15 protein-coding genes and 1 tRNA gene are annotated in these 12832 nt (G+C 48.2%); 6 read left to right on the top strand and 10 right to left on the bottom strand.

Annotated features, from left to right (window positions below):
• Positions 1-514: 514 nt before the first annotated feature.
• From A462_RS05570 to A462_RS05590, 6 genes are all read right to left on the bottom strand, one after another.
• On the bottom strand, positions 515-877 hold the full coding sequence (locus tag A462_RS05570) for a hypothetical protein (RefSeq protein ID WP_008438310.1): 363 nt from the start codon (positions 875-877) through the stop codon (positions 515-517).
• Positions 878-895: 18 nt separating this feature from the next.
• The gene (locus A462_RS05575) at positions 896-1978 is read right to left on the bottom strand and encodes a hypothetical protein (protein ID WP_008438308.1); all 1083 of its coding nucleotides are present in this window, start codon (positions 1976-1978) and stop codon (positions 896-898) included.
• Between the two features lie 292 nt (positions 1979-2270).
• Positions 2271-2729 carry a hypothetical protein gene (locus tag A462_RS05580; protein WP_008438306.1) on the bottom strand — a complete coding sequence of 153 codons (459 nt, stop codon included), beginning with the start codon at positions 2727-2729 and terminating at the stop codon, positions 2271-2273.
• 19 nt (positions 2730-2748) lie between these two features.
• Positions 2749-3726, bottom strand: coding sequence for an AAA family ATPase (locus tag A462_RS05585; protein ID WP_008438304.1), 978 nt, complete (start codon positions 3724-3726; stop codon positions 2749-2751).
• A gap of 303 nt (positions 3727-4029) precedes the next feature.
• Positions 4030-4194 (bottom strand): hypothetical protein, encoded by a 165-nt coding sequence (locus A462_RS34390; protein ID WP_157222864.1) that lies wholly within the window; start codon positions 4192-4194, stop codon positions 4030-4032.
• On the bottom strand, positions 4191-5402 hold the full coding sequence (locus A462_RS05590; RefSeq protein ID WP_008438302.1) for a zincin-like metallopeptidase domain-containing protein: 1212 nt from the start codon (positions 5400-5402) through the stop codon (positions 4191-4193). Before A462_RS05590 ends, A462_RS34390 begins: the two co-directional genes overlap by 4 nt.
• A 178-nt stretch (positions 5403-5580) precedes the next feature.
• Between A462_RS05590 and A462_RS05595 the strand changes: the two genes are divergently transcribed.
• Together A462_RS05595 and A462_RS33815 are read left to right on the top strand one after the other, a co-directional pair.
• Positions 5581-6162 carry a hypothetical protein gene (locus A462_RS05595; RefSeq protein ID WP_238544265.1) on the top strand — a complete coding sequence of 194 codons (582 nt, stop codon included), beginning with the start codon at positions 5581-5583 and terminating at the stop codon, positions 6160-6162.
• Between the two features lie 65 nt (positions 6163-6227).
• Positions 6228-6593, top strand: coding sequence for a histone-like nucleoid-structuring protein, MvaT/MvaU family (locus A462_RS33815; RefSeq protein WP_008438298.1), 366 nt, complete (start codon positions 6228-6230; stop codon positions 6591-6593).
• 39 nt (positions 6594-6632) lie between these two features.
• Here the strand turns inward: A462_RS33815 and A462_RS05600 are convergent, their stop codons facing one another.
• Positions 6633-7232 carry an endonuclease NucS domain-containing protein gene (locus tag A462_RS05600; RefSeq protein ID WP_238347413.1) on the bottom strand — a complete coding sequence of 200 codons (600 nt, stop codon included), beginning with the start codon at positions 7230-7232 and terminating at the stop codon, positions 6633-6635.
• 229 nt (positions 7233-7461) lie between these two features.
• Here A462_RS05600 and A462_RS34385 point away from each other — a divergent pair, with 229 nt between their 5' ends.
• Positions 7462-7998 carry a hypothetical protein gene (locus A462_RS34385; RefSeq protein ID WP_138739343.1) on the top strand — a complete coding sequence of 179 codons (537 nt, stop codon included), beginning with the start codon at positions 7462-7464 and terminating at the stop codon, positions 7996-7998.
• Positions 7999-8066: 68 nt separating this feature from the next.
• Positions 8067-8474 (top strand): hypothetical protein, encoded by a 408-nt coding sequence (locus A462_RS05605; RefSeq protein ID WP_177324604.1) that lies wholly within the window; start codon positions 8067-8069, stop codon positions 8472-8474.
• A 24-nt stretch (positions 8475-8498) separates the two neighbouring features.
• Here the strand turns inward: A462_RS05605 and A462_RS33810 are convergent, their stop codons facing one another.
• The 3 genes from A462_RS33810 to A462_RS05615 form a co-directional block, all read right to left on the bottom strand.
• Positions 8499-9248, bottom strand: coding sequence for an abortive infection family protein (locus tag A462_RS33810; protein WP_008438295.1), 750 nt, complete (start codon positions 9246-9248; stop codon positions 8499-8501).
• A gap of 44 nt (positions 9249-9292) precedes the next feature.
• Complete coding sequence (locus tag A462_RS05610; RefSeq protein WP_008438294.1) at positions 9293-10117, bottom strand: GIY-YIG nuclease family protein; 825 nt, start codon at positions 10115-10117, stop codon at positions 9293-9295.
• A 318-nt stretch (positions 10118-10435) separates the two neighbouring features.
• Positions 10436-10520, bottom strand: a tRNA-Leu gene (locus A462_RS05615).
• A 108-nt stretch (positions 10521-10628) separates the two neighbouring features.
• Here A462_RS05615 and queA point away from each other — a divergent pair.
• Together queA and tgt are read left to right on the top strand one after the other, a co-directional pair.
• Positions 10629-11678: a tRNA preQ1(34) S-adenosylmethionine ribosyltransferase-isomerase QueA gene (queA, locus tag A462_RS05620; RefSeq protein WP_008438293.1), complete on the top strand. Its 1050-nt coding sequence runs from the start codon at positions 10629-10631 to the stop codon at positions 11676-11678.
• Between the two features lie 5 nt (positions 11679-11683).
• Positions 11684-12799: a tRNA guanosine(34) transglycosylase Tgt gene (gene tgt, locus A462_RS05625; protein WP_003210314.1), complete on the top strand. Its 1116-nt coding sequence runs from the start codon at positions 11684-11686 to the stop codon at positions 12797-12799.
• The last annotated feature ends 33 nt before the right edge of the window (positions 12800-12832 follow it).

Here is a 12832-nt window from a genome sequence, read left to right as displayed (position 1 = left end):
TCATAAGTGGTTATGAAATACTTATTAAGTGGTTCTTAAATTATTGGTTTTTTACGGGTTGGATACGGCTTGGTTAGGATTCCGCACACGTCCTGTGTTGAAATTGGCAGGGCAATGCCTCGCAAAAAAGACCAGAATTCAACACAGAGCGCCTATGCTGGAGGAGTTTTCCGCAAGGAAATTCAAGATTGCTTTGCCCGTGAATAAGCTAGCCCATGATACCAAGCCGGTCGAGAAGGGTAGGAAGAGCCCCAAGAAAATAGACATGCTTGATTCCTGGGCGCGCCTAACTGGTAGCTATGGCAGTGGAAAGCGTTGAGGGTACGCTTATGAACAGTTTCGTAAGTGTTTATTAAGCGCGTCCAGTATGGATATGAACGACTTCATAAACGTTTATGAGCCAATTATGAAGTGGATGTGAACCATATATTAAGTGTTTGTGGTCTCACATGACATCCACAAAAAAGCCCCATTAGCGGGGCTCCTTTGTGAGGCAGTCATAGTCAACTAGCATTCATTTCTGATGCTTCGCCCGGTACTCGTTTGCAATTGTAGTAGCGTCAGCTCTTGCGCCTAAATTTGGCTTGGTTCCACCTTTCTCAATGATTTCGTTGACGTGCATACCATCGAAATAATCACCAAGATCTTTTTTGATGTCATCATCGTAACCATGCTTGATAACCCATTCATTCATTAGGTTAGGCACTGCGACGGCTAAGTCTTTCTTTTGGCCGGGAGTAAGCTGATCGCTATGCTCAATAAACTGACCTACATCATCGATGGTTTTTGCTTTGATGACAGGGCTTTTGTCGCCCCCGCAAGCAGCAAGAAATACGCAAAAGCAAACAGCAATACCAGCATTTCGCACAAGCTTCATGATCGTTCCTTGAATTGGTTAAGCTGAAGTATCTGGTTGATCCATTGCGGCCAATTGCTTTTGATAGTCATCAATGCGCTTCTTGGTTTGTTCAAGCTGATTTTTGTAACCGACCAACGAGTTTTCAAACCAGCTTTTCCAGCCAGCATCATCTAGAGTTTCAGCTACCGCGACCTTGGTACTCAAGTCGGTTGCTTTGATCAGAGTTACGTCAACCTGAAGGTTGCTTGGCTCATAACGATACGCAGATGAGGCTGAAACGTTGTATGAGACGTGATAGCTAGAGCCGGGAACCACGCCAGCACCGTCAATGGTCAGCCGTGTTGTAGGGCTTGTAATAACACCTGCATCGGCGGCTATTTTGACGTTAAACACTATTTCATTGAATTGGACTTGTGAGCCGTTCACCACGTCAAACTCGACAAACCTTTTGCGCGGGCCGTCTACCTTGATAGCTACATTCTTGATTTGGACTTTAGGATAGTCAGCAACTGCATCAGTAAATGGCTTCTTCTTGATTTCATACTCGCTGATTTGAGCTTCCAGCTTCGGAATGTTTTGCTCAAGCTGTGTGATGTTTTGAGTCAATTGCACTTTTTGTTGGCGGGCATATTCTAATTTCTGAATGCGAGCATTTTCAACGATTTGCTTTTGACGCTGCTCTGCTAATTCGTTTTGAGCTTTTTGCCACTGAGCTTTCAGTTTTACCAGCTCTTCATCCCAATCTTCTTTCTGGCTGATAACTTTGCTAGCGGTTTTGCCATCAAACAATTTCAGCAAGTCGCGCTCTGTCGCATCCTCTGCGCTCGTGTCCACTGTCTGACCTTGCATTCCGCGCATTACTTGACCAAAGATGTTGCCAATGTTTTGGTCCGGTGTACGCCCGCCGTGGTTTTTGGCATAGACGTAGTTCATGCCAGATTCAAAAGCCTCTTGAAATTTCACCTGCTCTACAGGATCGAGTTCTTTGGAGATTTTCTGAATGCTGGCTTTCAAAACGGAGACTGAAGGTGCTTCGATCTTTTCTTGGCATCCGGCCAACAGAGTGACGGAGCCAATCAATACAGCAGTTGCCAAAAGCTTGCGGTTGAAAAATTTCATTTGGGTCCAGTCCATTTGGTTAGGTAACAGTCAGATTTTTTCATAGACTGATAGCAGAAAGCTAGTTTTTTTTCGTTTTAATATCTTTCATTTTTCCTAGGCTGGCCGAACAAGTGGCTGATAAATGGGTAAGCTTCATATTTGCTTGTGAAGGGTTTAATAAATGGTTAATAAGTGCTTATGAACTGTTTATGAAGTACATATGAAGGGCTTCTGAAATTCCCACAAATCAGAGCTTAAATCGTAGGCCCAAAAAAGCCCCGATTAAGGGGCTTGGGTTTTTGAGTCTATATCAGTCGATGGTTCGTCTGAATTCTGTGTCTACGTCATCCAGGTAGGATTTCAGAACCGGGTCTGTCAGAGCCTTCAAGCGCAGGATGCACATGCGCTCAACGTCAACGCTGACTGAGCTACTCACGTACCCTTTGCCATAGCGCTTGTTGTTCGTGATGGACTCGAAAGCCTTGATAGCGCTATCGGTCTTGTCTGTGAACGCGAAGCTGCGCACGCTCAATTTGTTGCCTTCAGGCAAGGCTTTGTGTTCCTTCAAAGCTTGGTCGATTTTGAAAGCCAAGACCTTTTGATCGTGGATAGCTTTTTCAGCGGCTGCTTGCTCGATTTCTGCTTGAATCTGTTCCGGTGATTTTGGAGTTGTCTCTACCAAAGTGATTTCAGATACTGGTGGTGTAGTAGGTGCTTCCGCTCTTTTAGCTTCTGCACGGGCTTTTGCTGCTTGTAAGTCAAATGTCATGATTGTTATCTCCTTTTAGTTAGTTTGTGATTGATTCGTTTTGGGCAGTGGCGACCACTGATGTTTCAGCAATGGCTTCAAGAATCGCTTTCACCACAAGATTGAATTCAGCTTGTGCAATTTTGGCCGATTCAGTCGTGGCGTTATAAATGGTCTGCCCTTTGTTGAATTGGTTAGGGTATATCGAGCGAAAAATCAAAGGTGCTTCCAACGGCTTCTGGTGTTCACCAAACGCATCACCAAATGCCCTAATATCTGCATCAATCTGGTTCTTACGGTCGATTTCCTTCAAGGCTTTACGTTCTGCATTTCGGGCAAGTCTTGCTGCAGTCGTGGATGTATCCGTCAAGGTGAGGTTAGCGCTGACCTCTTTGGAATTTGCCTTGATGCGTGCTGGATCGAAAGCCAGCAGAGAGCGTACCTTTGTGGTGAATTTTCCGCCTAGGCTCACAGCGTCGTATTTCAAATCCTCAATGATTCCCGACACGGTAACGGCAGTCACTGCGTTCTGTGTGTCACCTTTGTAAGGTGTAATCACCAAGTCACTAAAGCTGATGAGCCTTTTAATTTCCTTGATTGGGTTGTTTTTCGAGTCGAGAACCTTGGCTGGAACATCTACAATAATAAAGTCAAAGTGAGCGTAGTCACGTTTGATTACATCAAATTGTGCGTCCAGCTCATAAAGGCTGCGGGCAATAACGATAGGACGGTTTTCAAGTGCGAATTCATCGTACTCAAGTTGATCCAGCAAGGACTGGTTTATAGCTCTACCTTTATTTTTAAGCAATTCCACCTTGGCTTTGTTTTTGATAATGCGTTTTTCTGTTACTTCTTTGTTCTGCTCGATATGCATTTGAATAGCTGGAACGCCATCAGTGTCGATAATCAGCGTGCGATAACCTTGAAGCGCCAAGGAGTGGCTGAGATTTGAAATGGTCGTGGTTTTAGTAATGCTTTTATGACTGATTAAGGCCAAAATTTTAGCTGGTTGGTTCATGATTAAATTCCTTTAGTTTTGGTTTGTTTTTAAAATAATAACATTTGAAAAAAGAAAACAAGCCGTTAGTGTGAAATATTTCATAAATAGTTATGAAATACTTATGAGGTGCTTCATAAGTGTTTATGAAGTGCTTAATAACGTGGTGGATCATGAATTAATTTTTGGCTTCAGTAAAATGATTGATCCATGGTTTTTAGACTGAAGGGATATCAAAACCTTACGTTTACTAATTTGCGGATATCAAAACCAAAAAAACAGGAATCTCTTCCTGTTTATTTTCTAAGATCACAATTATTTTTCTTAGTAAATCCTTTCTGGCAGAATTTCTTTATACGGTTCATTTGTGGATTCCTCCACAAAGCATTCCTCTGTAAGCATTCCTTGCTCGTAAAGCTCCGTTAGCTCTATGTCTCCATCGATTAGATCTTCAAAAGCTTGTTTTCTGGTTTTCTCGAAATTATTCATATTTTCAATGTCCTCTTTTTTTGTTGTTGTTCTTGGGGCGTAGGGGTCTCTACCGCTGAATCTCTAGGGCTTATGGTCGGCGCCTTCACCTGTGGCGTGGAATCCACTTCAGAGCGAGATAGGCGCTGTTTGATGAAGTCAGAGACGGGTAGGGTAGGGTCTAGGTCGTACTTGGCTTTGAGGTCATTCTCTAGCTTGTAGATGATCTCGTTCGCTGTGCGGTCTGCGTCTGCGGCAGCTTTGAATACCTGATCAGGCTTGTCTCTCAAGCCCTTCAAGGCCCAACCCACATCGTAGGTCTGGTGGTTCTTGAAAAAGGCATCGTCTAACTGTTCGCGCATACCGTCTGTGAGGTTGAAGTTCAGGTGCTTGATGACACCTTGTGCTGAGAGATTTGCTACCAATTCTTCATAAGCTCGGTGTTCATCGCTTTCTGCATATTTTGCGAGGCTTTCACGGTTTTTGCGGCTTACTACGCCGTATGAGTGGCTGACTTCGTGGAGAAGCGTCGATAGCTCGTGGAGGTCGCTCTTGAAGTAGCCAGACGGGGCCATGTAGATGGTGTCTTCAATTGGTGAGAAGTAATTGCTGTGTTCCGCCCCTGCGTGCCTTTTGAGCGGTGTGGGCATCGTATCCATGATTGACTGAAGCACCGTCTGTACTTCGGCTGGTGTTGGGAACTTGGCGCGTTGCGCCATCTGCGCTTTTATCTTCTCGGGTAGCTCGCCTGTAAATTGCTGCAGGTTGAAGACAGGGGATAGCTTTGAAGCACGTCTATAGATGGCTTTGCCTTCCCCATTGGGCTCCTGGTCATCGTTACCCCCAGTACCTGGCTTTTCGCCGTCTTTTACAAAGCCGATCTGCATGCCGAAGTGGTGAACAACGAAGTCTCCCTTCTCGCCCTTGTTTGACAGGCCAGCGTCGTAGCCCTGTTTCGCTGTGAGGTAGTAGGGCAGTTCAAAGCCTTTCTCTTTCCCTAGCATGGACAGAAGCATGGAGTTTTCGAGGTTGTAGACTGTTCCTGACACGGGATTCAGGTATCGGATTTTGAAGCAAGGGGAGTTCCAAACAGGCACGTATGGATTTTCTGTCTGGAGCATTGCGTGGATGCTATCGACCTTATCCGCAAGGAATCCTTCCAGCTTCTCTTTACTGTTGTCGATGTACTCCTTTTTTTCTTTGTATGATTTTCGTTTAGCTACTGCCATTTTGTTTCTGGTTGTTATATGACTGATTTTACCATTTCATTTTTAGAAGGCATTCGCTACGCGAAATAAAGGCAGGGGCACTGTGTCTAGACGAACTGTTGGGCATTGCAGGGAAAAGCAATTTTTAAGCTATATCTGCCGGGTTTCGTAAGGTTCTAAAATATTTCTTGGAACGATCTTGATTGATCCAGCAGACTGGAGCTATGGTTTTGCCTCTAACCAACATCGAGTGATTCAAATGAAAAGGATTTTGACTGCTGTCGTTCTTGCCATGTGCGTAGCTTCTGCAAGCCACGCAGATGACCGATTCACCTTTGAAAAATACCCGGCGTCATCTGTCTCTTCCAAGCCACTAGCTAAAGTCGATTGGTCGAGTAACAAAGCCCTGGCAGGCCAATGGCGTATCAAAGAATCCATCGAAGGCACCGTTGGCAAGAAAGCCGATTTTGCTGGGCACTTTGTGGTCGCTACTTATGGTTGCGGCACGGGATGCCAAGCCACGGTCTTCGTTGATGTGAACGATGGGAAGCTATACAAAGCACCTATGCAGTTTCCAAGCGAGTCAGATGCTCTTGCCCCAGCTAATGGTGGGGTTGCTCACAGGCAAAACAGCAATGCAATTTTCATGAGTGATTTGCGTTACTACAAAGCTGGTAGCCCTGACATGATGCAGAATGACGGCGTTGTCTTGTGGAATGAAAAGGCTAAGAAATTTGATATTGTGGCTAAATCCAAACCTTTTCTTGTGAAGATGGATTGACCAATTTTCCGATTTGAATGATTTCATGTATCATCAAATCACAACCAATTTATTAGGTATGCACAATGTCGAAGCTTGCAGAATTCCGTCAGCTAGAAAAACACCTAGCCGAACAAATGGCTCAGTTGGAAGCACTGAAAGGTGATGCTGGTCTAGCTGAAGAGATAAAATTTGAAGAGAAGCTGCGCAACCTTCTTGGCCAATATGGCAAAAGCCTGCGCGACGTGATCGCAATCCTCGATCCAGCTTCGCTCAACCGTAAAGGTGCAGCCCTGGCACCTATCAAAGCTACTCGCCGTGAGCGAGTTGTGAAGGTCTACAAGAATCCTCACACTGGCGAAACCATTGAAACGAAAGGCGGAAACCACCGCCAATTGAAAGAATGGAAAAGTGAGTTCGGTGCTGACACCGTTGAGTCTTGGTTGAAGTAACCTCGTAGCTATCATGCCGCCGCAATGGCGGCATGTGCCTCATTTCGCGTTGGCTGCTTTGATCTCGTTCAATGTGAAACTGATGTGATACTCAAAAAGTGAGACGTTTGGCACTGCCACCACCGCATGGCGTAAATTCTGGCTTATGTCCTTTGCGACAATGACTCCCTTCACCTTCGTTCCTTCCTCCTTGTTGGTTATCAGCCAGCCCATGTACCGGCTGATCTGGCCTATGGCTTTGTCGGCTACGCGACCACGTTTCAGCTCAAAGACGACATAGGCGCCATCTCTGTCTATTGCCAAAATGTCTATAGGGCCAACGCCAGTGGGGTATTCAACCCCGTCTCGTCCTTGGTCATCGACGTATAGGCGCAAGCTTTTGCCATCAACGGACAGTGATTCGATGTTATGAGCAATGAAGTCTCGCAACTGCCATTCCAGCTCAAAGACGCTACCCCGATCATCATCAGGCGTTTCACCACCTTCCTGCTCTAGCTCTTTGTTTTCCAGGTCTTTAAGTGCCGTTTGCGGCGTTCCTGGGTGAAGGATCAAAACCTGTGTCTCGGTTTCTTCTATGACCCAACCCATGCGGGCAAACCCTTTGCGAAGCTGCTGTGAGTTAGCTTCGTTAGGGTTCATTGAAGGGGCTTCAGTTGGGTTCTGCCTGCACCACTCCTTCATAGGGAAGAGATCGCTAGCTCCTTCTGGCCCTGCTTTCACTATCAGGTATTTCTTAGGTGGCTGCATACGCTTCAACTTGGAGGGGGGAGGGCAAGCAGCAATTTACCATGAAGAAATCTACTGGTTGATCTAATGATGGCGATTCGATAGCTTTATGAGCTAATTCAAGGAGGCGGGGACGCGCGGGATGAAGGAAGGAATCGCAATTATTTTACAGTGCATTGGCTATGCGGTTGCAGCTTCGCTTTGCTTATTCGTTCCGGTATATCTATTTTTCTGGTTTACGCAAACGGTTTCGTTCGCGAAGTACTATTCGCTTGGCGTAACGTTGGTTATTGCTTTGGCTTACGCGTATTACCGTATATGCACAAATTTAGAAAACACAAAAACTTCTTTCACGTTATATAAAAAACAGTTAAACAGCAGAGTCATAGCTGGTGTTTTTGCTGGTTGTGCTATTGCTGGAGTAGTGGGCTATACAGCTTATGACGTTCAAAGATCCCAGCAGATATGGGAAGAGCGGCTTGCACGATTAAGCAGCAAGAAAGCACTTCCAACGTCGTGTTATGACATAGGGGTTCAGTATGGGCGAGCTTCAGCAAATGGGCTGAAGGGAGAGGTTGTTGACGGAAAAAATGATATGGCTGTTCCTGAAAGGTGCCGTAATCAGCCGGAAACAAATAAAGGTATAGTGAAAGGGGTACAGGCATCTAGCACTTTGTAACCGTATTCAATCTTATAATTTATCGTATTACACGTCGAGGCTGCTTGGCAGTCTCAAAGGGGGGATTCGTGAGTAAAATGTCCATTGGCAAACGAAATGAATTTTTGGTGTGGGCTAAGCTTATTGAGGCTGGTTTTGACGTCTATCCTTCCCTTGTCGATGATAAAGGGATTGACGGTATTGTTGGTGCAAACGGTAAGTATTTCGAGATTCAGATAAAAAGCGGGGCCAATTGGGTAAATCAGCGTGGTTTCAAAAAGGAGGTTCTAGAGGCCAATCCCACTCGAATTTATCTAGTCTATAATTATACAGTTAATGAGTTTAGGTACTTTACAGCACAGCAAATACTTGAAGAGGTATTTTGGTCTCATTCCATTTCCTGGAAATTGTCACAAATAAATTTAAACAAAGCCATGTTGGAAAAGTATAAAGCTCATGATTGGAGTGGTTTTTTATCCTATCTTACCGCAGTATGAATTGCGGGTGGAAGACACAGGTTTTTAATTGTCCTTTTCAGTTGCTAATCTGACTTCCCAGGTGCCTAGAAGATATAGAGCGAGAGAGCCCGCCAGATTTACTGCCAGTTCTGCATGGCGTGGTGCGGGTTTAATACCAGTTTTCCCTTTGCCGTGGGAATCACTGAGTCGATTCCGTAGGGCTCCTAAACCTTCCACCACCGCTGTGCATCCTCCAAGAATTTGTTTGAAAACCTGTTCAGTGTGTTGAGATGGTGCAAGGTTCAGCAGCTCAGCTGTCTGCCTATATAGTTTGTTTAAGTCGGGACTGTCCTCGTATTTCGATCCTGCATCATCAAGAATATGTTTGCATACAGACTCGAGAAGAGTGCGAGCCATTGTAATAGCGCCCTCTGGATCAGTAGTGCGTCGCTCAAGAGATTTAGTCCACGCGTTCCTAACATGCTCCGAGTCAAACCTGTCGATAGCGCCAGATACAACGTGGTCTGCGGGTGAAAAACCGCCTTTCTCTACAAAATCAAGAAGTGGACGAAATTCATCCCATAGATACGCTCTGCGCTCAGCATATGTTCCGTATTTGTTCTTTATAAACTGCCAGAATTGCCCAAGGCTCCTGCAAGTGTTGAGCAGGCGCGGCGCCAATGTGTTGAGGGTTGGATCATCCAAAATTGCGCGGCGAAGCATGACGTAAGACGTATCGTCCTCGTTTCCTCCTGTCGCCTGTGAGACAAGAATGTTCTGGAGTGCTTCTGCTTCTTCTGATAGTGGGTGCATAGGTCTCACTTGAAGTCGTAGAGTGACGATTCTAAAGGTAATAATTAATTGGCATTCAATCCACTGTCACGAGTCAAAAGCCTCTGTTTCCAATGAATTTCCTTTAGCTTCATCTCTTCGACGCCGGTGTGCTTATCGGCAATTTCTAAGATGCTGAATCTGAAATTTTCAGAAAACGACTCACCACGTTTCAGGTGAAGGTCACGTATGCGGGCGTTACCGCCATGCCCATTCTTTGAGTACGTTACCCAGCGATCCCACAAGCCACCTGTGCCCGTAGCAGAGCCTACATAGAGCTGGTGTTCACCCTCGGTGCGGTCGGATATTAGGTAAACGCCTGCAACACTGCTCAAAGCAGTCTGCCACGACACAAACCCTTCCCTGGCGATGATTTTCAATTCTTGAAAGCTAATGTTCACATCCTTGAAGCCGGGGAATCCCCCCACGGTCATTTTCCTTTCTAGGATTTCAGACAGCTTCATCGTGGGCATGCATGTCTTGAGGTACAGGTAGTTGGCCCTTGGTTTTTTGTACTCAAGGACCAATCTCCCCGCCAGCTCTTCGAACTCTGGCACACGGCGGTATTCGTAAACGTAATCACGATTGACCTTGCCTTGGCGTACCTCTTTCACCTTCAACGAATCGTAGATCCCAGCTAGGAGCCAGTTCTTGGACTCTGGAATCTCAACAAGGCCGATGACGTATCGGCACTCGAAATTCTTCCTCGACTGCCACGACTGCCACTCATCAAAGTCCCCAGCCAGGTACACGTCCATTGGGTGTTCGATCCCGTTGTGCTGTGCCAAATGGATCTTGGTGTTATCGGGTGTGAGGGTAGGCAAGAGGCTGGTCAGGAGCTGCATGAGCATGTTGGTAGAAATCCTCGGACGATTCGAGAATCTAGCATTTGATGCATTCCGCTGCGCGGGAAGATGTGCCTTCAGGGGTTGCTAGGAGTGGAAGCTCTGGAAAAGCAGAAAAGGCGTTTTCAGCCTGATAATTTTGAGGGGAGGGGCATGGACCAGAGGAACCCTTGCAGGCTGTGGCTTTGAGCGTTTTTTAGGCAATAAAAAACCCGGCGCGTGGGCCGGGATCTTTGATTTGGAAGTTCCAAAAACACTTCCAAAAATTACTTCCAAAACTTTAAAACCGTAAGCTGGTAAGTGCTTGATTTTAAAGGAAAATCTTGGTGCCCCGAGGGAGACTCGAACTCCCACTCCTTTCGAAAACGGATTTTGAATCCGCCGCGTCTACCAATTCCGCCATCAGGGCTCAATGGCGGCGAAGTATAGAGATGAGATTACCGTTGGTCAATCACGTTTCATGGTCAATTTTCACTATTTCCGCTAGACTTCCCGGCCCTGCTAGACGAACCCCATCATGCGCGTTGCTGACTTTACTTTTGAGCTCCCTGATTCGCTGATCGCTCGCCATCCTTTGGCCGAGCGTCGCGCCAGTCGACTGCTGACCCTGGACGGGGTCAGCGGTGCCCTCGCACACCGTCAATTCACTGATTTGCTTGAGCATTTACGCCCAGGCGACTTGATGGTTTTCAACAATACCCGGGTGATTCCGGCTCGCCTTTTTGGCCAGAAAGCATCCGGCGGCAAGCTGGAAATTCTGGTGGAGCGGGTGCTGGACAGCCATCGCGTGCTGGCCCATGTGCGCTCCAGCAAGTCGCCGAAACCGGGTTCGAAGATCCTTATCGATGGCGGTGGCGAAGCAGAAATGCTGGCCCGTCATGATGCGTTGTTCGAGCTTGGGTTTGCCGAGGAAGTGTTGCCGCTGCTGGAACGCGTCGGCCATATGCCGTTGCCTCCTTATATAGACCGCCCGGATGAAGACTCGGACCGCGAGCGTTATCAGACGGTGTATTCCCAGCGACTGGGCGCGGTGGCTGCACCGACGGCGGGGCTGCATTTCGACCAGCCGCTGCTGGATGCGATTGCCGCCAAAGGCGTTGAAACGGCCTATGTGACCCTGCACGTGGGGGCCGGCACGTTTCAGCCGGTGCGTGTGGATAACATCGAAGACCACCATATGCACAGCGAGTGGCTGGAAGTCAGCCAGGACGTCGTGGATGCGGTTGAAGCGTGCAAGGCGCGCGGCGGGCGGGTGGTGGCGGTCGGTACGACCAGCGTGCGCTCGCTGGAAAGCGCGGCGCGCGATGGCGTGCTCAAGCCGTTCAGTGGCGACACAGACATCTTTATCTACCCGGGCCGGCCGTTTCATGTGGTCGATGCTCTGGTGACCAATTTCCATTTGCCGGAATCCACGCTGTTGATGCTGGTGTCGGCATTTGCCGGTTATCCCGAGACCATGGCCGCTTATCAAGCCGCCATCGATAACGGATACCGTTTTTTCAGCTACGGTGATGCGATGTTTATCACCCGTAATCCGGCGCCGCGCGGCCCAGAGGAACAATCATGAGTCGTATGTCGTTTGAATTGCTGGCCACGGATGGTAAAGCTCGCCGCGGCCGTTTGACTTTCCCTCGCGGTACCGTCGAGACCCCGGCTTTTATGCCGGTCGGTACCTACGGCACGGTAAAAGGCATGCTGCCGCGTGACATCGTCGCCACGGGCGCCGAGATCATCCTCGGCAACACCTTCCACCTGTGGCTGCGCCCGGGCACCGAAGTGATCAAGAAGCATGGCGACCTGCATGACTTCATGAAGTGGCAAGGCCCGATCCTCACTGACTCCGGTGGTTTCCAGGTGTTCAGCCTGGGCGCCATGCGCAAGATCAAGGAGGAGGGCGTGACCTTCGCCTCCCCGGTGGACGGCGCCAAAGTGTTCATGGGCCCGGAAGAGTCGATGCAGGTGCAACGTGACCTGGGCTCCGACATCGTGATGATTTTCGACGAGTGCACGCCGTACCCGGCCGATGAAGACGTCGCGCGGATTTCCATGGAACTGTCGTTGCGTTGGGCCCAGCGCTCGAAAAACGCCCATGGCGATAACACCGCTGCCCTGTTCGGTATCGTGCAGGGCGGCATGCATGAAAGCTTGCGCAAGCGCTCGCTGGAAGGCCTGGACAAGATCGGCTTCGACGGCCTGGCCATCGGCGGCCTGTCGGTGGGCGAGCCCAAGCACGAGATGATCAAGGTGCTGGATTACCTACCGGGCCTGATGCCGGCTGACAAACCTCGTTACCTTATGGGCGTTGGCAAACCGGAAGATCTCGTAGAGGGTGTGCGCCGCGGTGTGGACATGTTCGATTGCGTGATGCCAACCCGTAATGCCCGCAATGGGCATCTGTTCATCGATACAGGCGTGCTGAAGATCCGTAACGCGTTCCATCGCCATGATGAATCGCCGCTGGATCCTACCTGTGACTGCTACACCTGCCAGAACTTCTCGCGCGCTTATCTGCACCATCTGGACAAGTGTGGGGAAATGCTGGGTAGCATGTTGAATACCATCCACAATTTGCGTCACTACCAAGTCCTGATGGCTGGTTTGCGCGAGGCTATTCAACAGGGTACATTGGCCGCCTTCGTCGATGCCTTCTATGCCAAGCGCGGGCTGCCTGTGCCGCCCTTGGACTGAGTTTTCCGACCCTAAGATTCACTATTTGCAACT

The sequence above is a fragment of the Pseudomonas sp. Ag1 genome, from assembly GCF_000278565.1.
Lineage (GTDB): Bacteria > Pseudomonadota > Gammaproteobacteria > Pseudomonadales > Pseudomonadaceae > Aquipseudomonas.
This window is presented reverse-complemented; position numbering and strand designations above follow the sequence as displayed.